The following is a 22476-nucleotide window of genomic DNA, read 5'->3' as shown; positions in this document are numbered from 1 at the left end:
GCCCCGACTTCAACTCGCGTTAGCGAGTAAGTGGGGGAGGTTCACAATTTTGCTTGAGTTCGGAATTCCGTGGTTGCTGTTTTTGTCTGCTGCGTACTTCGTCTGGAAAAAAGGAAGGGGCGTTGCCAAATGAACAGCGAGGAGCAAAACAGAAGTGCGGGATTGGAGAAAGGAATTCAAACTGATTTTCGAACCGCGATGTCGTACGCGGATTACCTCCATCTCGACAAGATCTTATCCAGTCAGCATCGGTGTTCCGATCACCATGATGAAATGCTGTTTATTATCATCCATCAGGCGAGCGAGCTGTGGATGAAGCTCATTTTGCATGAGGTGAAGGCGGCGATTGGGTGTATTCGCCGAAACGACTTGGAGCCTTCGTTTAAAATGCTTTCGCGCGTATCGAGAATTCAGCAGCAATTGATTCAGTCGTGGAGTGTCTTGTCTACTTTGACACCGGCTGAATACATGGAGTTTCGCGATAAGCTGGGCCAGTCTTCCGGGTTCCAATCGTATCAGAACCGGTTGATTGAATTTGCCCTGGGAAATAAAAATGTCCACACGTTAGCTGTCTTTCAACACCAAAACGACTTGTACGGGCAGATGCAGCAGGCGCTTCACGAGCCGAGTATTTACGACGCGGCGATCAGCGCGCTAGCGAAGCGGGGGTTGCCTGTTGATGAAGACGTTCTCGACAGGGACTGGTCGCAAAGCTACCAGCCGAATGCCAGTGTAGAAGAGGCCTGGCTGACCGTTTACCGCAATGTCGATCAGTACTGGGATCTGTACGAGCTGGCCGAGAAGCTGGTCGATATCGGAAGTCAGCAGCAATTATGGCGTTTTAACCACATGACGACAGTGGAAAGAATTATTGGCCATAAACAGGGAACAGGCGGTTCATCAGGGGTCACGTATTTAAAGAAGGCTCTTGATCAGCACTTCTTCCCGGAGTTGTGGAATCTCAGAACGAAGCTGTGAGAAACGGAGGCGGCAGGCTTGGGGATATGGATTGATATTTCACAACCTCTCGACAAAAAGGTGGCAAACTGGCCGGGGGATACGCCATTTGCCTACAAAGTGAATTGGAGCAAGGAAGAGAGCGGATCTGTCAATGTCGGTCAGATCAGCATGAGCGTCCACACCGGCACTCATATTGACGCCCCGTTTCATTTTGACAATGCGGGAAAAAGGGTCATCGAACTGGATCTCGATGTATACATCGGCCCTGCCCGCGTCGTCTATCTGCCTAATCTTGCATCGATTGGAGTGGATGAACTGTCCGGCATCGACCTCAAAGGTATTGCCCGTCTGTTGATTCGTACAGATGCCTGGAAGGACCGCAGTCTGTTTCCGGAAATCATTCCCCATCTTCGGCCGGAATTGGCGGCGTATCTTTCCGCATTCGGCATTCGCCTGATTGGCCTTGATTTGCCGTCGGTTGATCCGTTGGACAGTAAAGAGCTGTCAGCTCATCATGAACTCGCCAGTCACGGCATCCATATTCTGGAGGGGCTTGTCTTGGGAGATGTCGCTCCGGGGGATTACGAATTGATCGCCCTCCCGCTGCCCTTGGTTGAAGCAGACGGGAGCCCGGTGCGTGCTGTGTTGAAGAAATAAGCTGATACTGGTTCTCTTTCCCTGACACGTTCGCATATCATCCACATACCCGTCCTGCCCTGATGTGATATAATGTCTTGCTGTTAAGGCATTTCGTGTTTGTGAAGGGAAGGGACCAGCATGAAGGGCTCAGCAGGAGAGCGAGCATTGCAGCAAAAGTACGGAACACAAAGAAGGGCTGAATCCTTTTACGACAATCAGATGATCGATTACCTGAACCCGGAGATGAAGCAATTTATCAGCGAGCAAGAGCTGGTGTTTATCTCAACTGCCGACCGCCAAGGAAATTGCGACACCTCGATTCGTACCGGCAATCCCGGATTCGTCCGGGTCATCGACGAACGTACGTTGATTTACCCGGAGTTTCGCGGCAATGGCGTGATGGCCAGTTTGGGAAATATAACGGAAAACCCGCATATTGGCTTGCTGTTCGTCGACTTCGTCAAGTACGGTATCGGCCTGCACGTAAACGGAGGCGCAGCCGTGATCGAGAATGACCAGCTGCAGCAGACGCTTTCTTTGCCGGACGAGCTGATGGAGAGCATCCAGCGCGATGAAAGCCGGTTCGTCGAACGCTGGGTAACCATTCGCGTGGACGAGGCTTACATTCACTGTTCCAAGCACCTCCCGCTGATGAAAAAGCTGGACAAGGAGATTCACTGGGGAACGGACGACGAGACCTTGAAAGGCGGAGATTTTTTCAAGGTGAAAGCAAATAGAAGAGAGGATAAGTTGAAATAGAGGATATTCCCCAACGCAAAAAGGCCGGGAGCTTCGCTCCTGGCTTTCTTATGTCTTGTTTTATTCAACTGCCTGTAACTCAAAGGGGTACCGCCAACAAAGTGCGGTTTTTGTACGCTAAGCTCCGATTGACAGAAAAAACGCCGGAATCCTGTACGCTAAGGATTACCGGCTTCGATTTTTCCTTGAACAAAAAGGTAACAATGCGTTTAGGCTAGCATTTCTCTTCTGATCGAATGTGTACTCACCAAGAAAGTTGATATGTTCCCATCCTAAAGTCGAAATGTGGCTTCATAAATTTTCATGAAGCGATCCCTTTTGCTTTAGAAGCTTCGTTGGAAACAAACCGTTTACAAGTTGGAAACAACTTGCCTAACGATGGAAACAACTCTTTTTTACAATAAAAACGTGATGATCATCACAAAAAACCAATCATTGACAGGAGTGTTCTGAACCATGAAAAAAGTATTGATCCCTGCTACCATTATCGCGACGATGGCAATTTCTTCAGCAACCGCCTTTGCGGCAGCAAATATGACTGGCGGAGAAAGCGTTCCAATTGCAAGCGCAGCTGCCGTATCCATGACCGTGCAAGACGACAGCAAAGGAACCATCGAGTACGCGAAGAAAACTTTGTTCAACCCAGACGGAAGCATCGCTGCAGTAGATGAAACGTGGGCCGATCCTGTAACCCATAATAAACGCATTGATTATAAAGAACCAGTCAAAGGAACGGATACCTTACAAAGAATCGGCGGATGTTATCTGCTCGACAACGGAAAAAGGTATATCAAAATTGGCATCGATACAGATAGCCATCTCATCGGGTCGGAATTCACGTTGAAAAATCCCGAGAACATCGGTTTAGTGGCCGAAAAACAGGATTTTATAAAGGAATACCGCGAGGAAACGCGCCGGGCCGGTTGGAAGGATGAGGGAAATGTACAAACTGCGGACGGAAAAAAGCTGAAAAAGCTGACCAGAACCGATAAATCGGAAGCATTTAATGCTGCATACACGGAGTCCGTTTTGCTGGATGAAAGCGGATTGCCGGTGAAGGGTGAAATTTATCAAGAAAAGGACGGAAAAACGGATCTGCTTTATACTTATATCTATGAGTACAAAAATGTGAGCGACGACGGCAGTTTGTTCGATACGAACGGAATCGACCTGAGACAAGGAAAGTAAGCAGCGCTGCAAAAATATCTTTTCGATCAAAATCGCTCAAGAGGGGTCCTCCCCCTCTTTTTGCGCGTTCATGTGTCCGCCTTGCCGGGATGGTATTATACTTGAAAGAATCTTGTAAAGGACAAAAGGAGGAATCCCATTGGGAAACAGAAAGATATTAATTATCGAGGATGAGGAGAATATTTCGGATATTCTATCCCATTACCTGCAGAACGAAGGATTTCAAACAAAAGTAGCCAACGGCGGATATCAAGGGCTGCAGTACGTACAGGAATTTGCTCCCGACCTGATATTGCTCGATGTAATGATGCCGGATATCGACGGCTTTGAAGTGTGCAAAAGAATTTCCGCCAACCACATTATTCCTATCATTATGATTACCGCCAAATTAGACGATATCGATAAAATTCTCGGTATGGAGCTGGGAGCGGACGATTATATCACGAAGCCTTTTAACATCAGGGAAGTGATTGTGAGAATTAAAACCATCTTCCGGAGAATCGATTTGATTTCCGTAGCGGCGGCTGCCGATCACCCTGAGTATAAAGCGATAAAAATCGGCCAAGAAATCGAAATCTATAAAGAGAAGCGAGAGATCTATAAACATGGGAGCAAAATCGAATTTACCAATAAGGAATATGAACTGTTGATCTATTTGGCGGAACACCGCGGAAGGGTTATAACGAGAGAGGAGCTATTGGATCAGGTCTGGGGCTATGAATTTATAGGCGACGGCAGAACGGTGGATATCCACGTCCGAAGAATTAGAAAAAAGCTGGATGAAGATAAACAATCGTCCATCATAGAAACTATTTTCGGGGTCGGATACAAACTTGGTTGAGAAGGTATAGCGATGAAATATTCCATTCGGTTTAAAATTCTGATGTATGTTTCCATTATCGTATTTGTAGGATTTTCCGTGCTTACATTCACCGCTATTCATACGACGGAACAAAACACCAAAAGTGTGATCAAAGCGGATATGATAGAAACCAAGAAAAATCTCGATATCTATTTAAGTCAATATTTTTTGTTTAACAATATGGACGCCAGCGTTGCTACCATCGGTTCCGAAGCGGAAGACATATCCAAGCAGTTAACCGCACAGGTGGGAAACACAGTGGATATTTACGATATAAGCGGACAAAAGCTGTCGAAGAACAGTTCGGCGCCGGACACGTTCCTTAGCCGTTCCCAAGATTTGATATGGGCGATGAAAGGCGAGGTTTCCTATACAACGAATTTTACAGGGAATCAAGTGATTGTAAGTTTGTCCTATCCGATTAAAGAACCCGGCATCGGCATTGTCCGATATTATAAAGACTATACGGAGTTGTTTGCCTATAACCAAAGATTCGAACGAATGATCAGCCTTTTTGCCGCCGCTATTTTCGCTGTGATATTCGTGACCTCTTACATTTTTTCCAAACAAATAACAAAGCCGATCATGAAGCTTACGGAAGCTTCCGAAGAGGTTGCAGAAGGAAATTTCAATGTTGATGTCGATATCGCCTCAACAGACGAAATCGGGCATCTAAGCTCCAGATTTAAAATGATGGTCCGTAAGATCAGGGAACAGATCGATATCATCAAACAAGACAAGGATAAGCTTGAGGAAGTGCAGAAGCAGAATAAACTGTTTTTCGATAATGTGACACATGAGCTGAAAACTCCGCTTACCACGATCACCGGATATGCTCAGGCCATTGAAGATTTGGGAATAAAAGACGACGAGTTTACCAGAAAAGGGCTTGCTTGCATTATCAATGAAAGCAATCGGCTCAATAACATGGTCATCGAGCTGATAGAGCTTTCCAAAGCATCTTCGGAAAAGTTCAGCTACGAATTCGCTGATGTAGATATGAGCGAGCTGATTAAAGAAACTTGCGAAGAAATGACGATCAAAGGAAAAAAATATAATATCGCCATAGAAGCTCATGTCAGGGACAGCCTCCATTTGCAAGGGGATAAGGATCGGCTCAAGGAAGTGCTGATTAACCTCATCGACAATTCAATTAAATATGGGAATGTCAATTCAACCGTTCATGTTCACGCTTTTCGGCAGCAAAACGACATGATTATCAAGGTACGGGATCATGGGACCGGAATTCCGCAGGAATTGCTTGAAAAAGTATTTGATCCGTTTTACAGAGTCTCCTCAAAGGCTTCGAGAGAATCAGGCAGCTCGGGACTTGGACTAGCTATTGTTAAGGAGATCGTTGGAAGGCACAAAGGCCGTATCGAGATTAACAGCACATTGAATCACGGGACTGAGGTTATTTTGCGGTTTGGAAGTGTAGATTTATGAAATCGTTTAAAAGCTTAATGGTATTGGTTATGATCTTGTGTGCGCTTATAGCAGGATTTCATGTGTTAAGCGGCTTATCCCTGAGAGACGGTGATTCCTATTTAACCGTATTGGACAAGGATCTTTTTAAAATTCTGCCGTCAGATAATGAGGAGCCCCCTTTTGCCATCAGCAAAATTGTAAAATTTACAATCCCTTTCAAATTGCGGGAGTCGGATCTCCTGAGTATAAATACGTTTGTTTTTACGAGATCGAATCCGCAAAAGAAAAATTCAGTGGAAGCCGGTATTTACGACATGTCCAAAAACCTGGTAATGAGTAACTTCGATCCTCAAAACCAGGTAAAAAGCAGTAAAGTCAGCGTCTCCGCCGATGGTAAAATGATACTGGTTACCTATATGGGGACGGAGGACAAGACGAACATAACTTACGTGTACGATGCTTCTACCAACAAAAAACTATATGCGTTTAACGGTGTATTGTCCGCACAGTGGCTGCCCGACAGCCATCGATTCGTAGGCATGGACGATTATTTGTTCATTCAGGATACAAAAAGCGGGAATAGGGAAGATTTGCTGAAAATTTCGGAGGTTGCCGGAAAGGATCCGAAAACGTTGATGAGTTTAAACCTGTTAAAGGATGGCCGAACGGTATGTTTGTCCAACGACAACGACAATACCCATATGCTTTTTGTCGATCTGGAAACGAAACAACAAAGGCAAAAAAGCTTGAAAGGCCATTTTTTTGATGCGGTTCCTGTAGGCCATACAAAAATGGCAGCGGCAGGTTTGTTCCAGGATCAGTTCGGTATCTTTCTTTACGATGTAAAAAGCGAATCACTCGAGCAGCTGATCGATTTAAAAAATCAGAAACTGATCCATATTAGCGTATCGCAGGATGGTAAAAAATTGGCTTACAGCGTCTTAAAATACAATACGGAAGGATTCGGAACAGAAATACATGCGGTAAGCCTAAACGATAATCAATTCATCAACGATGAAGTGATTTATAAGGCATCGAACCAAATTATAGATCTGCTCATATGGTCCAAAGATAGCCGGATGTTATACTGCTATAACCGGAATACAGACAACACCGCCATATACAGGATCTCGTTTAAGTCGGTTTGAATTCACGGCAAGCAAGCGCCGCTGACTGAGTTCGGGGTAGCTCTTTGTTTATCCTAAGTGGAATTTAAGGTTGCTCCAGTAAACTGGCTACGAAAGGGGAGCATTTGTGAATTTTGCTGGTGAAGACAACCGGACCTATTGAGGGTCGTGCAGTAGATGTTGGAAGAAGGGCAACTTTGCTTTTGGGTGGGAGATCGTCAAACCGTCTATCGTGTTTACCGGCAGTATGTTTGCCTGCCCAGGTGATTCACGTATTCGAGAATCTGCAGCAGCTGCTGGGGTACCGCCAACAAAATCCGCATTTTGTTGGCGGTACCCCTCAAATGAAAACGTATTTTGGCCGCACAGATGAAAAGAAAGGGGGAGGGAAAGTGAACATCCAAAATATAAAAGCGTGTATCAATGTCGTGCAATTCGGAAGTTTTAAATGACATCCTGGCCGGCATTGCAGAAAAAGGAAATGTTATTGCTTTGCAACCGGCCGTTTATGATTTTCTCCCCAGTCGCACATCGTTTGCAGAACGGGAATCAAGGTTTCGCCATACTCGCTTAGAGCATATACCACTTTAGGCGGAATCGAAGGGTATATGGTACGGGTAATGAGCCGGTCGTTCTCCAGCTCCCGTAAATGCTGCGCAAGCATCTTTTGGGTAATTCCGGGGATTCGCTTCTCCAACTCGCTGAATCGTTTGGCAGAATCTAGCAAAAGCCAAAGAATGGTGGGCTTCCACTTGCCGCCTAATACATGAATGACCGTTTCAATCGGGCATTTTCTTTCTTCCGTAAGCTCCTTATTGGCATTCATGGGAGTCCTCCTCCGTCTTGCTTACTTTCAAGTAAGTAACCTACTTTAAAGTCGGTTCTTACCATGATTTTAGAACCGTGATATTCTCAAGTCAATCCAAAACATTGCCAAATAGAAAGAAGGAGAAACAACCATGAAAATCATTGTATTCGGCGCTACGGGAAATACGGGAAGACGTGTGCTGGCGTCAGGCGTAAAAATGGGGCACGAGATGACCGCCTTTGTGCGCAATCCGGAAAAACTGATTGAGCAGCAAGGCGAACAGATCGCGGGGCAAGTGAAGATCGCGGCGCAAAACATCCTGGATCCGCAGAGCGTTTATCACGCGCTTAGCCATCAGGATGTTGCGATTATCGCGGCAGGCAGCGTCGCTAACGGCGAAGAGTTCATCCGGATTGTGGACAACATCGTGACACAGTGCGAAGATCACCCTCAGTTCTCCGGTCGGGTATGGGTAATGGGAGGTGCGGGGTTGCTTGAGATTCCCTATACCCAAATAATGGGAAACGACCTGCCCGGCATCCCGCCCATGTTCAAATATCATAGCGATAATTGGAACCGGCTGCGCCGCACAAAGCTTGATTGGTCCTTCATGTGTCCGGGAACAATGGTGGACGGAGCGGAATATGAGAGGCCGGGCCTTTTGCAAGTTTCAGCCGACATATTGCCGATACCGTTCCCGGAATCTACGAAGGATCTGTCCGAGGCCGAGCTATCCGGTCTCCTGTTCAGCCGGCTTCATGAAATCGATGTGGCTTATGAAGATGTAGCGGATGTCATGCTGAGCCACCTTGAGCTGTCGGGGCCGTTTAAGGGCAAAAGAGTAGGCGTTGCTTACCGGAACGATGTAATCGAATAGAACAGAGGTTATGAGATGAATAGTTTATACGGATTGTTCGTCGTACTGCACGTATTAGCCGCCGTTGTAGGATAGGTCCCACCTTCGTATTTCCCCTCATCAGGAAATCCGCAACAACCGGCAGCCAGCTCCGCTTTGCCTTCGGTCCATTAGGGCTGTCTCATTTTTTTGCCGGAAACGCAGCTGATCGCTTCTGTTGTCTCTCGAATATTGGTAATATTTAATAAACGAACTTTGCTACCATTCAAATCGAAGGAGTGAACCCGATGTTGGAAAATCTGTATGCCAGATTGGAAGAGATCTATCCGGAGTTGGTGAAGTTTCGCCGAGACCTGCATATGTATCCCGAACTTTCCTTTCAGGAGGTGAACACGCCTAAAAAGATCGCCGAATTCTTGAACGCACTGGGCTTGGAAGTCCGGACGGAAGTCGGAGGAAGGGGCGTGGTTGGATACCTGAGGGGAGGAAAGCCGGGGAAGACAGTGGCGCTGCGCGCCGATTTTGACGCTCTGCCGATTCAGGACGCCAAAGAAGTGGAATACAAGTCCCGCATTCCCGGTGTGATGCACGCCTGCGGCCACGACATGCACACGGCGGCCCTGCTGGGCACGGCCAAGGTGCTGAGTGAAGCAAAGGACGAGCTGGCAGGTAATGTCGTGTTTATCCACCAGTTTGCGGAAGAGTCTCTCCCCGGCGGAGCCAAGCCGATGATTGAAGACGGCTGCCTGGAAGGGGTGGATGTGATCTACGGAGCACACGTCTCCTCAGACGAACCGGTCGGCACCGTTGGCGTTGGCGAAGGCTACTTGCTGGCCAATGCGGATACATTCGAAATCGAGATCGAGGGAAAAGGCGGGCACGGTGCCTATCCGCACAAGACGGTGGATTCGCTCGTCGTCGGCTGCCAATTGGTGATGAATCTGCAGCAGATCGTCAGCCGCCGCGTCGATCCGTTAAAAACCGCCGTCGTCACGGTCGGCACATTTGCAGCAGGCCAGGCCTTCAACGTTATCTCGCAGACAGCCAGAATCACGGGGACAGTCCGCACCTTCGAGGAAGAGGTGCGCACCTCGATCGAAGAGTCGATCAGGCAGATAACGGCGTCTGTCTGCGAAGGAGCAGGAGCAACGGCAAAGGTCGAATATCGCCGCGGGTATCCAGCCGTATGGAATCATCCGGAGGAGACCAGACGGGTAGAAGAGCTGGCAAGACAAATCGTTGGAGAAGAAAACGTAAAGCACCTGCCCCCGCGCATGGGAGGCGAGGATTTCGCTTATTATCTCCAACAGGTCCCCGGAACCTTTTTCTTCGCGGGAGGCGGCAACCCGGAGATCAACGCCACGTATCCCCATCACCATCCCAATTTCGATGTTGACGAGCGCGCGATGCTGGTGATCGGCAAGGTATTCGTGTCTGCTGTTTTCCATTATCTTTCCGACGGCGCTGTCAGACCCGGTCAGGCACTCGCAAAATAAGTCTGCAGAAGACGAGAGCAGCCGGCCCGCCGCATGGGCTTGGCTGCTTTTCACAGCGGAGCATACTCGCGTGGAAAAAAGACTTGACAAAAAAAGAAGCCAGACAGTATATTTTTGTTACACCAATTGAAAAAGTTTTATTTTTTTTAAACTTAAAACCTACTAAATCCATAGGTATTATTGTTTTAGTAGGGAATATAAACTTCATGCCACTGTTTGAAAGAGGAGCTGGAGAGATATGAAAACTGGCAAGAAACAGGTAAAAATTGGCGTTTTCCTCGCCGGAACCGGGCACCATGTCGCCTCTTGGCGGCATCCGCAGGCTCAGGCAGATGGAAGCATGAATCTCGCCTACTTTCACCAACTAGCCCAGACGGCAGAGCGGGGAAAACTGGACCTGCTGTTTTTGGCGGACAGCTTATCGATCGACGCCAAGTCGCATCCCAATGTGCTGACCCGGTTTGAACCGTTTACGCTGCTGGCGTCGCTGGCCGGGGTGACTTCGAAAATCGGTTTGGTCGCCACTGCTTCTACCACGTACAGCGAGCCATTTCACATCGCCCGCCAGTTTGCTTCGCTCGACCACCTGAGCGGCGGACGGGCCGGATGGAATGTCGTCACGTCCTCCATCCAATCGACCGCGAAGAATTTCGGCGGCGAAGAGCATTTGGAGCACAGCCTGCGCTACAAGCGGGCAGAAGAGTTTGTCGAGGTAGTCAAAGGCTTGTGGGACTCCTGGGAAGAGGACGCACTCGTCCGCGATAAAGCGTCCGGCGTCTTCTTCGATCCGGACAAGCTGCATGAGCTGAACTACAAGGGAGAGTTTTTCTCGGTGCGCGGGCCGCTGAACGTAGCCAGATCGCCGCAAGGACAACCGGTGATCGTCCAGGCAGGCTCCTCGGAGCCGGGCCAGCACTTGGCGGCGCGGACAGCAGAGGTGATCTTTACGGCGCAAAACAACCTCTCCGACGCCCAGGCCTTTTACCAGAGCGTGAAAAGCAAGGCGGCAGCNCTCCTCGGAGCCGGGCCAGCACTTGGCGGCGCGGACAGCAGAGGTGATCTTTACGGCGCAAAACAACCTCTCCGACGCCCAGGCCTTTTACCAGAGCGTGAAAAGCAAGGCGGCAGCGTACGGGCGCTCGCCTGATGAGATCAGCATCATGCCCGGCATCTTTCCGATCATCGGCGAGACGGAAGCGATCGCGAAGGAGAAGTATCAAGAGCTGCAGGATTACATCCTTCCCTCGGTCGGCTTGAACATCTTGTCCAGCTACCTGGGGGGCATCGATCTTACGCCGTATCCGCTCGACGGTCCGCTGCCGGAGCTGGAGATACCGGCGACCAACGCCGTGAAAAGCCGCTTTGAGCTGATCAAAGAGATGGCCAAGCGGGATAACCTGACGATTCGCCAACTGTACCAATCCGTCGCCGGTTCGCGCGGCCACCATATATTTGTGGGAACCCCGGCCGGGCTCGCTGACAAAATGGAGCAGTGGGTGGCCGAGGGCGGCGCTGACGGCTTCAACCTCATGCCGCCGCTGCTGCCGGAAGGGCTTGACCTCTTCGTTGACCAGGTCGTTCCCATCCTGCAGGAGCGAGGCAGCTTCAGGACCGAGTACACAGGCCATACCCTGCGCGATCACTTGGGGCTCACAATACCGGAAAACCGCTACGCCAAACAACAGACGAGAGGTTGACGAAGATGGGTGAACGAATCATTGCAATTGGAAATCTTGCCGCGAAACCAGGCTTCTACGCGAAGGGGAATGTGGAAGTGGCCCGCCTGTCGAACGGTTCGGCTGTCTACTTGCCCGTCCACATCGTCAACGGACGGGAACCGGGCCCAGTCCTGTGGGTGAACGGAGCGGTTCACGGCGATGAGTTAAACGTTCCATTTGCCCTGCTGAAGCTGCTGCCGGCACTGGACCCGGCAAAGCTCAAAGGAGCGATTATCGTTACGCCGGTGTCCAATCCGCTGGCTTTTTCGGCCCGGCAAAAAAACACGCCGCAGGACGGATTGGATCTGGATATGCAGTTTCCCGGCAATCCCAAAGGGACGATCTCGCAGAGAATCGCGCATTTTCTGTTCGAACAGATCAAGCTGCACGCCACCCACTTGATCGACGCCCATACCGTTGGCACGCACTACCAGTCGAGGCCGTACACGGTCTTCAAGCGTTTGGCCGATGAGGCCCAAAGCCAGACCTATGCCGAAGCGGAGAAGCTGGCCCGTACGTTTGGCGGCTACGCCCACTGCCGGGTGGATTTCAGCCAGCCGCTCTACGAGCTGCCTGGCAATGTAAACGGCTTTCTGGACGTCCAGGCACTGCTCCACGGCATTCCCGCCTGCATGGTCGAGGTGGGAGCCGGAGGGGTGTTGGAGAAGGCGGATGTGGACTGGGCCGAGCGCGGCTTTCGGGCCGTTTTCAGAGAATTGGGCCTCTATGAGGATGCCGTCCCGCCTCACCCGGAGCATCAGCCGGTGACGATCACAGAGCGGCGCTTCCTCTACTCGGATGCCGCGGGAATCGCTGTCGACAATCCTGCGCCTGGCACCGTGGTGAAACGGGGAGAGCGGCTTGTAACCGTGATCGATTTGCTGGGAAATGAGCAGCCGATTTTGGCAGAAGAGGACATGTACATCATCTTAAGCCGGCGCAATCCGGTTGTCGATGTCGGCGATCGGATTGCCTTCGTCGGAACAAAATGGGAATCGTGAGGTGGAAACAGTGGCGAGAAATTTTCGCTTGGCAACAGTAGATGACGCAGAAGAGCTGCTCGCGTTGACGCTGCGGGCATACGAACCCATCCGCCAGTTGGGAATCAACTTTGCAGCGGCGACCGCAGATCTCGAACTGGTAGAGAAAAATATCCGCAACAACGCCTGTTACGTGATGGAAGAAGAGGGGCGGATCGTCGCAACGGTATCGCTGCGCATGCCGTGGGGACTGCAGCCGGGCCCGTATGGCTTGCCGCACATCTGGTGGTTCGCGGTAGAACCCGCCCTCGGCAAAAAGGGAGTCGGCTCAGCCCTGCTTCAGTGGGTCGAAGAAACGATCATCCGGGACACCTTAAAAGCTCCGGCTGTGACGCTCGGAACGGCGGACAAGCATCCGTGGCTGGCGCAGATGTACGAACGCAAAGGCTACGTGCGGGTCGGGCAAAAAGATCTGGGGAGAGGGCACACGACGATCTTCCTGCGCAAGGTGCTGCGCCCTGATCTGCTTCAAGAAAAATAACCATAAGGACTGACTGACAGATGAAAAGATACAGACAAACTATCGCTCTTCTCCTTTCCACCGTGCTGCTGTTCGCCCTGACCGCATGCGGACAAGGCAATGCAGCCGAAGGAGACGCGGAGAAAAAAGTGTTGCGCGTCGGCACCAAAGGCACCTCCTACCCCTGGTCGCTGAAAAATGAAAAAGGCGAATTGGACGGATACGACATGGACGTCACCCGGGCGATTGCCGAGAAGCTGGGGTACACCATCGAATGGACGACAGCCGATTTTACCGGACTCTTAGGGCAGCTTGATACCGGCCGGATCGACGTCATTGCCGAGCATACCGCCGTCACCGACCAGCGCAAAGAGAAGTATTACTTCTCGGACGCCTACGCTTACCCGGATGTCCAGCTGATCGTGAAGAAGGACAACGATACCTACAAGCAGCTGTCCGATCTGAAAGGCAAGAAACTGGCCGTCGCCCTGGGATCGTTTTACGAGGAATACGTCCGCAAACAAGATCCAAACCAGGAGATTACGATCGTCACCTACGAGGATACGGGAGGCATTTTAAACGATATCGACCTCGGCCGGATCGACGCTTACATCAACGATCGCTTCAGCGGCGTAAGCAAGATTGAAAAGTCCGGGCTGCCGCTGAAAATGAGCGGCGAGACCATCGTCAAATACGACTTTGCCTTCCCGTTCGCCAAGACGGAAGCAGGGGAAAAGCTGCGTGACGATTTCAACAAAGCATTGAAAGAACTGCGTGAAGAAGGAAAATTGGCTGAATTCGGAAAGAAATGGTTTAAAGAAGACATCTCAACCAAATAGAGGAGAATCGCTATGAATAAACGCAAGGGATTGCTGGCGGCAGCACTGGCGGCGATGTTATTCGCGTTGACCGCCTGCGGAAGCGGCGGCGAAAGCGGAACGGGCGGCGCCGGATCCGGATCGCAGGGAGCCTCCGAAGAAAAAGTGCTGCGCGTAGGGGCGACGGGGCAAAGCTACCCGTTTGCCTACAAGGAAGGCGACAAACTGCAGGGATTTGACGTGGAAGTCGTCGAGACGATCGCGGACAAGCTGGGCTACAAGGTAGAGTGGCATCTGGCCGAATTCAGCGGCGTCATGGGACAGCTGGAAACCGGCCGGATCGATACCGTCTCCAACCAGGTCGCCGTCACGGAACAGCGGAAGGAAAAATTTCATTTTACGCAGCCATACGCTTATGCGGGCACACAAATCGTCGTGAAAAACGACAACAACGACATTCACGGCGTCGCCGACTTGAAAGGAAAGACGGTAGCGGCCGTCCTGGGATCAAACCACGCGAAAAATCTGGAAAAGCAGGATCCCAATAAGGAAATCAACATCAAAACCTATGAGTCACAAGAAGGAACCTTAAACGATGTCGCCTATGGCCGCGTTGACGCTTACGTGAACGGCCGCAGCGTCCTGCTGGCGCAAATCGAAAAAAGCGGTCTGCCGCTAAAGCTGGCCGGGGATCCGATTACTTACGAATCCGTGGCATTTCCGTTCCCGAAAGACGAACGTCACGACAAGATCCGCGAAGAGTTTGACAAGGTTTTGTCGGAGCTTCGCGAAGACGGGACCTTGAAAAAACTGTCAGAAAAGTACTTTAAGGACGATGTAACGGTCAAAATGGCGAACCAGCCGTAGTGTGGGAGGGATCAGGCAACGATGAATTTTGACGGCCAATACATGCTGGAAGTCTTTCCAACCCTGCTCAAGTACCTTCCGCTGACACTGGTCATGGCTGTGGTCTCGATGGTCTTTGCCATCCTGATCGGCTTGTTCATGGCGGTAATGACAAAAAACCGGATTCCGGTGATCTATCAATTGGCCACTGTGTACATCTCGTTTTTTCGCGGGACGCCCACACTGGTGCAGTTGTTCCTGATTTATTACGGTTTGCCGCAATTGTTTCCCTCCTTTAGCGTGCTGAACGCACTGTCCGCGGCGATCATCGGTTTAAGCCTGAAGAACTCCGCTTATCTGGCGGAGATCTTCCGGGCAGCCCTAAATTCGGTCGACGAAGGACAGTTGGAAGCATGTCTCTCTGTCGGGATGACGAGAATCCAGGCGTACCGGCGGATTATTCTGCCGCAGGCGACGAGAAACGCCATCCCGGCGACGGGCAATACCTTTATCGGTCTGTTGAAAGAGACTTCGCTGGCCTTCACCCTCGGCGTTGCCGAATTGTTTGCCCAAGGCAAGATGATGGCGTCGGCTTCGCTGAAATTCTTCGAAACCTATCTGGCGGTGGCGATCGTCTACTGGTTCGTGACCATCGTCTACAGCTTCTTGCAGCAGTTCGTCGAGAACAAGCTCAGCAAGCCGTATAAAAACTAGGAGGAACCGCGATGATGAAAGTGACAAATTTACGCAAGCGATTTGGCGAGCTCGTCGTCCTGGACGGAATTGACCTGGAAGTGCAGCGCGGAGAAGTCGTGGCGATCATCGGCCCCTCCGGTTCAGGCAAATCGACGCTGCTTCGGTGTCTCAACCTGCTGGAGAAGCCGGACGACGGGACGATTGAGATCGGGGAAGCGACACTTTCAGCGAAGAAGTACAGCCGCAGGGAAGCTCATTTTCTGCGCCAGCAAACTGCGATGGTCTTTCAAAACTACAATTTGTTCAAAAACAAGACTGCCCTGCAAAATATCACCGAATCGCTCCTGGTCACGAAAAAGATGAAGCCCGAGGAAGCCAGAAAAGTGGGCGAAGCGCTGCTGGAACAAGTCGGGCTGGCACATAAGGCCGACAGCTATCCGATTACGCTGTCCGGCGGGCAGCAGCAGCGCATCGGAATCGCCCGGGCGCTGGCGGTCAATCCGCACGCGATTCTGTTGGACGAGCCGACCTCGGCGCTTGACCCCGAGCTCGTGGCCGAAGTCCTGCAGGTCATCAAAGCGATCGCTGAGAGGCAGACGACGATGCTCATCGTCACCCATGAGATGGCTTTCGCGCGGGAAGTAGCCGACAAGGTGATCTTTATGGCGGAGGGCAAGATCGTGGAACAGGGAACGCCGGAAGAGATATTCGGCGACCCGCAAAATCCGCGGACGAAGAAATTTATCCAGCAGGTGGGAGCTCCCCTGGAGCTGATCGGTTGACCCGGGCTGGTGAGGGAGAGGTGTACATGAGCGATCACACGTTGACTGGCGAGCTGGCCCGGCTCGCCGTTTCTGCTCGTCCGGGGCGGGAGGCGATGGCTGCCGCCCGCTCGGGTGTCGTCGACTATCTTGCTTCCAGTTTTGCCGCCCGCGGCGATGCCGGAATCGCCAAGCTATGGGAGGTGTTTGCCGCCGAGGGGGGGAATGCGGATGTTCCGGTGATCGGGCAGCAGCGGCGGGCAAGTTTTCTTCAGGCCGCGCTTTTGAACGGCTACCTCGGCCATGCGCTCGATTTTGACGATGTCCATGCCGATGTGCGCGGCCACCCCAGCACCGTGATCCTGCCGGCGCTGCTGTCCGTCGCGGCGGCCGGCAGGCTGAGCGGTGAGCGCTTTTTGGCGGCGTACGCCGTCGGGGTAGAGACGATGGCGAGACTGGGACTTTCGATCGGGCCCGACCACTATGCAAAAGGCTGGCACAATACTGCGACGCTGGGGACGATTGCCGCCGCTGTCGCCGCCGGTTACGCCATGGGCTTCCCGGAGGAGGAGATGGAAAAGGCGATCGGCTTTGCCGCGACGCAAACGAGCGGCCTGCGGGCTCAATTCGGCACAGAGGCGAAGCCGCTGCACGCCGGTCTGGCTGCCCAGGCCGGCCTTTTGGCGGTGAAGCTGGCCCAGTCCGGTTTTGGCGGATCGCGCCGTGCGCTGGATGGAAAGCTTGGCTTCTTTGGCCTGTACGGCGATTTGGCGCTGGCCGAGCAAGTCCTGGTCAAAGACTGGGGAAAGCCGTGGAAGATTGCCGATCCCGGCCTCTGGTTCAAGGTGTATCCGTTCTGCTCGGCCGCACATCATGCGGCGGACGCCGCGCTTGAGCTGGCGAACAGCGGGGCATTCTCCGCAGCGGAGATTGAACACGTCGAGATCGCGTTTCCACCGGGCGGCGACGCGGCCTTGGTGGAGAGGCGTCCGCAGACGGGCGAGCAGGGACGGTTCAGCGTGGAATACGTCGTAGCACTGGCGCTGCACGGCGTCCCGCTGTCGCTCGGCAGCTTCGCCAATGCGCCGATTCCGGCAGACATCCTGCGGTTTATGCAGCGTATAGAGCGATCCTATGACGCGACGGTACAGCCGGCCCCCCATGCCGTGCCAAAAGGGCGGTTTACGATTGTGAAAGTCATCACGAGGGAAGGCCGCGTGTATGCGGCGCGTGTCGACCGGCCGCGGGGAGCCCCCGGCAATTGCCTGTCGCCAGCCGAGCTTCAGCAAAAGCTGACGGATGCCCTGCCCGATGACCAAGCCAGGGCAGAGCAGGTGATTGCCGCGATCGCAGGCTTGCACAGCGAGGCGGATTTGCAGAATTTGCTTGCCTTATTGTAAGGAAAGAACAATCAGCTCCCCTTTCCTCTGGTAAAATAAAACTGCTAAATAAAATCTACCGGGGAAGGATGTTTTTGCAGCAGACATGGAAAAAGCAAAGAAACAGCTAAAGCTCGGCGTTTTTTTAGCCGGTACCGGACATCATGTCGCCTCTTGGCGGCACCCGCAGGCACAGCCGGATCGAAGCCTGGATTTTGCCTATTTCCAACAACTGGCCCAAACGGCAGAGCGGGGAAAACTGGATATGTTGTTTTTGGCGGACAGCCTGTCGATCGCCCCCGACTCGCATCCCAACGTATTGACGCGATTTGAACCGTTTACCCTGCTGGCTGCACTGGCCGTGGTAACGTCGAAAATAGGCCTGGCCGCAACCGCCACGACGACGTACAGCGAGCCGTTTCACATCGCCCGCCAGTTTGCTTCGCTTGACCACTTAAGCGGCGGGAGGGCAGGGTGGAATGTCGTGACCTGTTCCGTTGAGTCGACGGCGCTGAATTTCAGCCAGGAGGCACATCCCGAGCACAGCCTTCGCTACAAGCGGGCAGAAGAGTTTGTCGAGGTGGTCAAGGGCTTGTGGGACTCTTGGGAAGAGGATGCATTCGTCCGCGACAAAGCGTCCGGCGTGTATTTCGACCCCCACAAATGGCACGAGCTGCATCACAAGGGGGAGTTTTTCTCCGTTCGCGGACCGTTGGATACAGCCAGATCGCCGCAAGGGCAGCCTGTGATTATCCAGGCGGGCTCATCACAGACAGGTCAGCACTTGGCGGCGCGGACTGCGGAGGTGGTCTTTACCGTCCAGAACAACCTGTCTGGCGCCCAAGCCTTTTACAAGAGCATAAAGGACAAAGCGGCCATGTACGGGCGCTCGCCTGATGAGATCAGCATCATGCCCGGCATCTTTCCGATCATTGGAGAGACCGAAGCGGAAGCTAAGGAAAAGTTCGAGGAGCTGCAAGACTGCATTCTGCCGTCAGTTGGACTTGGCATCTTGTCCTTTTTTCTGGGAGGCTTTGATCTCTCACCGTATCCGCTCGACGGACCGCTTCCGGACCTGGAGTTGCTTGCGACCAACGCCGAACAAACCCGCTTTCAGATGATCAAAGATATGGCAAAACAGGAAAATATGACCATTCGCCAATTGTACAAGTCGTTCGCCAGCTCGCGGGGACACCATATTTTCGTGGGAACGCCGGTTCAGCTTGCCGACATAATGGAGGAATGGGCGGCCCAGGGGGGCGCTGACGGCTTCAACCTCATGCCGCCGCTGCTGCCGGAAGGGCTCGACCTCTTCGTTGAACAAGTCGTTCCCATTCTGCAGGAGAGGGGCAGCTTCCGGACTGAATACACCGGCAGCACCTTGCGCGATCATCTTGGCCTGCCCAAACCGGTGAACCGGTACGCCAAACAAATGACAAGAGGATGATACAAAAACACTCTCTCGCAGAGAATTCGGAATCTCCGCAAGAGAGTGTTTTTGCGCTACCAAGACGTGATGGCGATGGTCGTCGCTTCCCCCGTTCTTCCCCACTGCACGCTGCAGTCCAGACTGCTGGTAAAGGCCCGGAGCGGCACCATGGTGCGGCCGCTTATGGTCATCGAGGGCACATCCAGTTTGACCTCGCGTCCATTTACTTCCAATACAGAGGAGCCTACGACATGCGTTACCTTGGTATCCCCTTTCGTGACTTCCACGGTTTGGGTTTGCGGATCCCAAGCGACGTCTGCCCCCAGCTGTTCGAAGACAGCCCGCATCGGCACAAGCGTCGTGTCTTTGACCATCAGCGGCGGGGCATCTGTGCGAAGCTCTGAACCGTCGATGAAGACGTGAATGCCTGTCGTAAAGTCGGGCGTGTCAGCGGCCTGGTAGTGGGCCGCCCATTTAAATATAACGGTGTTCACATTCATATCTTTCGTGTCGTAGAGGGCAAAAGTCGCTGGTATGGTTTGACCCGGAGCCAATGTCAGGGCAGACAGGGCGATCTCGCCGGAATACTTCCCTTCATTGCGCAAACCGGTCGAATCATCGTCATTGTTGTAGACATTCAGCTGCAGGTCGGTAAAGTGATCCAGCGTCGCATTTCCGACGTTGGCGATGATCGCATGAACGATCAGGGTATCGCGGTTTTGGGTTACATTGGTCACCTCGATATCCAGCGGTTGTTCCTGGCGTTGCTCTGCGGCGGCTGCGCAGAGAGGAACGGTCAAGAGGCAAAGGGAGACGAGCAGCAGCAGGATTTTTTTCAAAGGTTTTCCCCCGTTTGTCGTACGCAAAAAAGTGTACAGTTGTGTTTTCAATAAAATTATAGTCCATCATCCGATGGTATGGCTAGAAATGTTATTCGCGAATGCTGACGGGTGTTCCGATAGGCACGAGCCTGGCCAGTGCCTCCACATCTTGATTGTACATGCGAATGCAGCCGTGGGAGACGTACTTGCCGATCGAGGCAGGGTTGTTGGTGCCGTGAATGCCGTAGTGCGGCTTGCTGAGCCCCATCCACATCGTGCCGAATGCGCTCAAAGGCCCGCCCGGATAGGAATTCGGGTAGGGGACTTTGCTGACGATGGTAAAATCTCCGCGCGGCGTAGCTGTGGCGATCTTGCCCAAGGCCACAGGAAACGAGCGCACAAGGCGATCTCCATCGTACAAGTACAGCGTCAGCTTCGATATGGATATACGGATGCGGTAGGCAGGAATGACGTTCACCTCCTCAGGGGAAAACGCGCTTCCTGTATCCTATGCTTCCGCCGCGAAGCTGTACGCGGCTGCCGGCAATCCTGGGCTAAGCCCGCAGGGCCCATTCTACGGCCGATTCGGCGTGGATTTTGGTCGTGTCGAACACGGGTACCTCGCAATCTTCCTGGGAGATGAGCAGCGTGATCTCCGTACAACCCAGAATGATCCCCCTTGCCCCGTCCCGGACCAGTTTTTTGATGATTTCTGCATAAGCGTCTTTGGACTCCCGCTTGATCACGCCCAGGCAAAGCTCCTGATAGATGATATCATGAACGAGCTTCCGGTCAGCTTCACCCGGCACCAGTACGTCCAGACCGAATCTTTCGGCAAGTCTGCCTTTGTAAAAATCCTGCTCCATCGTAAACGCGGTAGCTAACAGCCCCACCTTTTCGATGTTCTGCCGCTGTATTTCGCCGGCTGTGGCGTCGGCAATGTGCAAAAGCGGGATGGTGATCGCCGCTTCTACTTCACTGGCCATTTTGTGCATCGTGTTCGTGCAGATGACGACGAAGTCCGCTCCGCCGCGCTCCAGTCTTTTGGCCGCATCGATCATGATCTCAGTCGCCTGTTCCCACTTGCCTTCGTGCTGCAGGTTTTTGATCTCGTGGAAGTCTACCGAATACAGCAGACTTTTGGCCGAGTGATGCCCGCCCAACCTTTCTTTCACTTTCTGGTTGATCAGTTGATAGTAGATCGCCGATGACTCCCAGCTCATCCCGCCGATCAGGCCGATTGTCTTCATCATGACCACCTCGCATTTCTATTGGTATCATCATGATAACAAAATTCGCGGATAATCTGGGACTTTACTTCCTCGATAGGAAAAAAAACACCTATCAGCATTAGCTGCAGGTGGAAGTGGAAGAAGTATTCACTGCGGGTTCAATGTGAATGTGGGTATACCTGATTTGATGTTTCTTCAGCATTCTCTCCTCGATTTCTTCGGTGATGAGGTGGCTCTCCCATACAGTCAGGCGATCCTCTACCAGAATGACGACATCTACCAGGACGCGGTTGCCGAGCTGCCGGGCTTTTATATCGCGAATCGCGGAAACGCCGGGAGTAGACGCAATTGTCTTTTTGAGCAGGAGCAGCTTTGCGGAGTCAAATCCATCTGTGAGCGAGTGGGTGGCATCCCGGAAGATGTCCCACGCGGTTTTGCAGATGAACAGACCGATCAGAATGGCTGTTACGGCGTCCAGCCACGGCATGCCGTACCTTGAGCCCACAATCGCGACCAGCGCACCGACACTCACCAGGGCATCCGACAGGCTATCCTTGGCCGCCGCTGCGAGGGCGCCGCTGTTTATTTTTTTCGCCAGCCTCGTATTGTAACGGTACACCAGGTACATTACGACAGCAGAAAAAGCGGCAACCCATGCCGTGATGCTGTCAGGCGCGGTCGTCTGGGGCCGATTAAACGCCGTCACGCCTTGATAAAAAACCTGCAGACCGACAGCAAGCATGATGAAGGACGCGACCAGCGAGGACACCGTCTCGGCGCGAAAATGGCCGTAGGGGTGGTCGTGGTCCGCGGGCTTTTGCGAGATCCGAAGTCCAATCAGGATAGCCAGGGAAGCGATAATATCCGTGGCATTGTTAAATCCGTCAGCGTACAGCGCTTTGGAATGATAAAAATAGCCAATGAAAAGTTTGCCTGCCGATAAAACGACAAAGGTGACAATACTGACACAGGCCCCAGTTTCCCCATTTTTATAGTCGCGGTAGCTTTCCATTTTTTCAATCCCCCAAGACCATTTCAAGCGATTTTCATCATAACAAATGAAATTCGTGTGGGTCTAGAGAAACAGTTTTAAAGAGAAGCAGGTATGTAGTGGAATGGAAAAGAATTTGCCTGGAGGAAACACTCCGGGATG

General features: G+C 52.3%; 24 protein-coding genes and 2 pseudogenes. 21 read left to right on the top strand and 5 right to left on the bottom strand.

The annotated features are described in order from the left end of the window. Positions 1–129 precede the first annotated feature (129 nt). The 8 genes from kynA (at position 130) to ACI7RC_RS08550 (ending at position 7415) form a co-directional block, all read left to right on the top strand. Complete coding sequence (gene kynA / locus ACI7RC_RS08585) at positions 130–978, top strand: tryptophan 2,3-dioxygenase (protein ID WP_408107822.1); 849 nt, start codon at positions 130–132, stop codon at positions 976–978. Between the two features lie 18 nt (positions 979–996). Then, complete coding sequence (gene kynB, locus ACI7RC_RS08580; protein WP_408107821.1) at positions 997–1617, top strand: arylformamidase; 621 nt, start codon at positions 997–999, stop codon at positions 1615–1617. 120 nt (positions 1618–1737) lie between these two features. Then, positions 1738–2358: a pyridoxamine 5'-phosphate oxidase family protein gene (locus ACI7RC_RS08575; RefSeq protein ID WP_408107820.1), complete on the top strand. Its 621-nt coding sequence runs from the start codon at positions 1738–1740 to the stop codon at positions 2356–2358. A gap of 456 nt (positions 2359–2814) precedes the next feature. Beyond that, positions 2815–3546, top strand: a complete 732-nt coding sequence (locus ACI7RC_RS08570; RefSeq protein WP_408107819.1) for a hypothetical protein — start codon at positions 2815–2817, stop codon at positions 3544–3546. 139 nt (positions 3547–3685) lie between these two features. Then, a complete protein-coding gene (locus ACI7RC_RS08565; RefSeq protein ID WP_408107818.1) occupies positions 3686–4387 on the top strand; it encodes a response regulator transcription factor in 702 nt (233 codons plus the stop codon). Between the two features lie 12 nt (positions 4388–4399). Then, positions 4400–5854 (top strand): sensor histidine kinase, encoded by a 1455-nt coding sequence (locus ACI7RC_RS08560; protein WP_408107817.1) that lies wholly within the window; start codon positions 4400–4402, stop codon positions 5852–5854. Then, complete coding sequence (locus tag ACI7RC_RS08555; RefSeq protein WP_408107816.1) at positions 5851–6984, top strand: WD40 repeat domain-containing protein; 1134 nt, start codon at positions 5851–5853, stop codon at positions 6982–6984. The genes ACI7RC_RS08560 and ACI7RC_RS08555 overlap by 4 nt, the downstream gene beginning before the upstream one ends. A gap of 113 nt (positions 6985–7097) precedes the next feature. Next, a complete protein-coding gene (locus tag ACI7RC_RS08550; RefSeq protein WP_408107815.1) occupies positions 7098–7415 on the top strand; it encodes a hypothetical protein in 318 nt (105 codons plus the stop codon). A 32-nt stretch (positions 7416–7447) separates the two neighbouring features. On the opposite strand, the gene ACI7RC_RS08545 is transcribed toward ACI7RC_RS08550, so the two are convergent. Further along, on the bottom strand, positions 7448–7789 hold the full coding sequence (locus tag ACI7RC_RS08545; protein WP_408107814.1) for a winged helix-turn-helix transcriptional regulator: 342 nt from the start codon (positions 7787–7789) through the stop codon (positions 7448–7450). Between the two features lie 133 nt (positions 7790–7922). Here ACI7RC_RS08545 and ACI7RC_RS08540 point away from each other — a divergent pair, with 133 nt between their 5' ends. From ACI7RC_RS08540 to ACI7RC_RS08480, 13 genes and pseudogenes are all read left to right on the top strand, one after another. Continuing rightward, the gene (locus ACI7RC_RS08540) at positions 7923–8648 is read left to right on the top strand and encodes an NAD(P)-dependent oxidoreductase (RefSeq protein WP_408107813.1); all 726 of its coding nucleotides are present in this window, start codon (positions 7923–7925) and stop codon (positions 8646–8648) included. 266 nt (positions 8649–8914) lie between these two features. After that, on the top strand, positions 8915–10123 hold the full coding sequence (locus tag ACI7RC_RS08535) for a M20 metallopeptidase family protein (protein WP_408107812.1): 1209 nt from the start codon (positions 8915–8917) through the stop codon (positions 10121–10123). A gap of 83 nt (positions 10124–10206) precedes the next feature. Next, positions 10207–10365: a hypothetical protein gene (locus ACI7RC_RS08530; RefSeq protein WP_408107811.1), complete on the top strand. Its 159-nt coding sequence runs from the start codon at positions 10207–10209 to the stop codon at positions 10363–10365. Beyond that, positions 10362–11120, top strand: a pseudogene (locus ACI7RC_RS08525) (NtaA/DmoA family FMN-dependent monooxygenase); the annotation flags it as partial. The gene ACI7RC_RS08530 and the pseudogene ACI7RC_RS08525, both read left to right, overlap by 4 nt. A gap of 124 nt (positions 11121–11244) precedes the next feature. Beyond that, positions 11245–11820: pseudogene (locus tag ACI7RC_RS08520) on the top strand (LLM class oxidoreductase); the annotation flags it as partial. Between the two features lie 5 nt (positions 11821–11825). Further along, the gene (locus ACI7RC_RS08515; protein WP_408107810.1) at positions 11826–12842 is read left to right on the top strand and encodes a M14 family metallopeptidase; all 1017 of its coding nucleotides are present in this window, start codon (positions 11826–11828) and stop codon (positions 12840–12842) included. A gap of 10 nt (positions 12843–12852) precedes the next feature. After that, positions 12853–13362, top strand: coding sequence for a GNAT family N-acetyltransferase (locus ACI7RC_RS08510; protein ID WP_408107809.1), 510 nt, complete (start codon positions 12853–12855; stop codon positions 13360–13362). Positions 13363–13382: 20 nt separating this feature from the next. Then, positions 13383–14180 (top strand): transporter substrate-binding domain-containing protein, encoded by a 798-nt coding sequence (locus ACI7RC_RS08505; RefSeq protein WP_408107808.1) that lies wholly within the window; start codon positions 13383–13385, stop codon positions 14178–14180. 12 nt (positions 14181–14192) lie between these two features. After that, complete coding sequence (locus ACI7RC_RS08500; protein WP_408107807.1) at positions 14193–15026, top strand: amino acid ABC transporter substrate-binding protein; 834 nt, start codon at positions 14193–14195, stop codon at positions 15024–15026. Between the two features lie 21 nt (positions 15027–15047). Then, on the top strand, positions 15048–15719 hold the full coding sequence (locus ACI7RC_RS08495) for an amino acid ABC transporter permease (RefSeq protein ID WP_408107806.1): 672 nt from the start codon (positions 15048–15050) through the stop codon (positions 15717–15719). 11 nt (positions 15720–15730) lie between these two features. Beyond that, positions 15731–16483 carry an amino acid ABC transporter ATP-binding protein gene (locus ACI7RC_RS08490; RefSeq protein WP_408107805.1) on the top strand — a complete coding sequence of 251 codons (753 nt, stop codon included), beginning with the start codon at positions 15731–15733 and terminating at the stop codon, positions 16481–16483. Between the two features lie 26 nt (positions 16484–16509). After that, the gene (locus ACI7RC_RS08485) at positions 16510–17862 is read left to right on the top strand and encodes an MmgE/PrpD family protein (protein ID WP_408107804.1); all 1353 of its coding nucleotides are present in this window, start codon (positions 16510–16512) and stop codon (positions 17860–17862) included. Between the two features lie 85 nt (positions 17863–17947). Further along, positions 17948–19288, top strand: coding sequence for an LLM class flavin-dependent oxidoreductase (locus ACI7RC_RS08480; protein WP_408107803.1), 1341 nt, complete (start codon positions 17948–17950; stop codon positions 19286–19288). 56 nt (positions 19289–19344) lie between these two features. Here ACI7RC_RS08480 and ACI7RC_RS08475 read toward each other — a convergent pair whose 3' ends face one another. From ACI7RC_RS08475 to ACI7RC_RS08460, 4 genes are all read right to left on the bottom strand, one after another. Then, entirely contained in the window at positions 19345–20109 is a 765-nt protein-coding gene (locus ACI7RC_RS08475; protein WP_408107802.1) for a copper amine oxidase N-terminal domain-containing protein, read from the bottom strand. Positions 20110–20200: 91 nt separating this feature from the next. Beyond that, positions 20201–20560: a L,D-transpeptidase gene (locus ACI7RC_RS08470; protein WP_408107830.1), complete on the bottom strand. Its 360-nt coding sequence runs from the start codon at positions 20558–20560 to the stop codon at positions 20201–20203. 85 nt (positions 20561–20645) lie between these two features. Beyond that, positions 20646–21341: an aspartate/glutamate racemase family protein gene (locus ACI7RC_RS08465; protein WP_408107801.1), complete on the bottom strand. Its 696-nt coding sequence runs from the start codon at positions 21339–21341 to the stop codon at positions 20646–20648. Between the two features lie 100 nt (positions 21342–21441). After that, positions 21442–22335 (bottom strand): cation diffusion facilitator family transporter, encoded by an 894-nt coding sequence (locus ACI7RC_RS08460; RefSeq protein WP_408107800.1) that lies wholly within the window; start codon positions 22333–22335, stop codon positions 21442–21444. Positions 22336–22476: the final 141 nt, after the last annotated feature.

The organism is Brevibacillus sp. B_LB10_24, assembly GCF_046036945.1.
In the GTDB taxonomy this organism is placed as follows: Bacteria; Bacillota; Bacilli; order Brevibacillales; family Brevibacillaceae; genus Brevibacillus_C.
This window is presented reverse-complemented; position numbering and strand designations above follow the sequence as displayed.

What these genes read in the sequence shown, in the direction of transcription:
- ACI7RC_RS08505 (WP_408107808.1), top strand. Translation starts at nt 13,383, where the DNA reads ATGAAAAGATACAGACAAACTATCGCTCTTCTCCTTTCCACCGTGCTG.
- ACI7RC_RS08560 (WP_408107817.1), top strand. Translation starts at nt 4,400, where the DNA reads ATGAAATATTCCATTCGGTTTAAAATTCTGATGTATGTTTCCATTATC.
- ACI7RC_RS08575 (WP_408107820.1), top strand. Translation starts at nt 1,738, where the DNA reads ATGAAGGGCTCAGCAGGAGAGCGAGCATTGCAGCAAAAGTACGGAACA.
- ACI7RC_RS08485 (WP_408107804.1), top strand. Translation starts at nt 16,510, where the DNA reads ATGAGCGATCACACGTTGACTGGCGAGCTGGCCCGGCTCGCCGTTTCT.
- ACI7RC_RS08540 (WP_408107813.1), top strand. Translation starts at nt 7,923, where the DNA reads ATGAAAATCATTGTATTCGGCGCTACGGGAAATACGGGAAGACGTGTG.
- ACI7RC_RS08465 (WP_408107801.1), bottom strand. Translation starts at nt 21,341, where the DNA reads ATGAAGACAATCGGCCTGATCGGCGGGATGAGCTGGGAGTCATCGGCG.
- ACI7RC_RS08480 (WP_408107803.1), top strand. Translation starts at nt 17,948, where the DNA reads ATGGAAAAAGCAAAGAAACAGCTAAAGCTCGGCGTTTTTTTAGCCGGT.
- ACI7RC_RS08570 (WP_408107819.1), top strand. Translation starts at nt 2,815, where the DNA reads ATGAAAAAAGTATTGATCCCTGCTACCATTATCGCGACGATGGCAATT.
- ACI7RC_RS08490 (WP_408107805.1), top strand. Translation starts at nt 15,731, where the DNA reads ATGATGAAAGTGACAAATTTACGCAAGCGATTTGGCGAGCTCGTCGTC.
- ACI7RC_RS08500 (WP_408107807.1), top strand. Translation starts at nt 14,193, where the DNA reads ATGAATAAACGCAAGGGATTGCTGGCGGCAGCACTGGCGGCGATGTTA.
- ACI7RC_RS08460 (WP_408107800.1), bottom strand. Translation starts at nt 22,335, where the DNA reads ATGGAAAGCTACCGCGACTATAAAAATGGGGAAACTGGGGCCTGTGTC.
- ACI7RC_RS08555 (WP_408107816.1), top strand. Translation starts at nt 5,851, where the DNA reads ATGAAATCGTTTAAAAGCTTAATGGTATTGGTTATGATCTTGTGTGCG.
- ACI7RC_RS08515 (WP_408107810.1), top strand. Translation starts at nt 11,826, where the DNA reads ATGGGTGAACGAATCATTGCAATTGGAAATCTTGCCGCGAAACCAGGC.
- ACI7RC_RS08495 (WP_408107806.1), top strand. Translation starts at nt 15,048, where the DNA reads ATGAATTTTGACGGCCAATACATGCTGGAAGTCTTTCCAACCCTGCTC.
- ACI7RC_RS08535 (WP_408107812.1), top strand. Translation starts at nt 8,915, where the DNA reads ATGTTGGAAAATCTGTATGCCAGATTGGAAGAGATCTATCCGGAGTTG.
- ACI7RC_RS08545 (WP_408107814.1), bottom strand. Translation starts at nt 7,789, where the DNA reads ATGAATGCCAATAAGGAGCTTACGGAAGAAAGAAAATGCCCGATTGAA.
- kynA (WP_408107822.1), top strand. Translation starts at nt 130, where the DNA reads ATGAACAGCGAGGAGCAAAACAGAAGTGCGGGATTGGAGAAAGGAATT.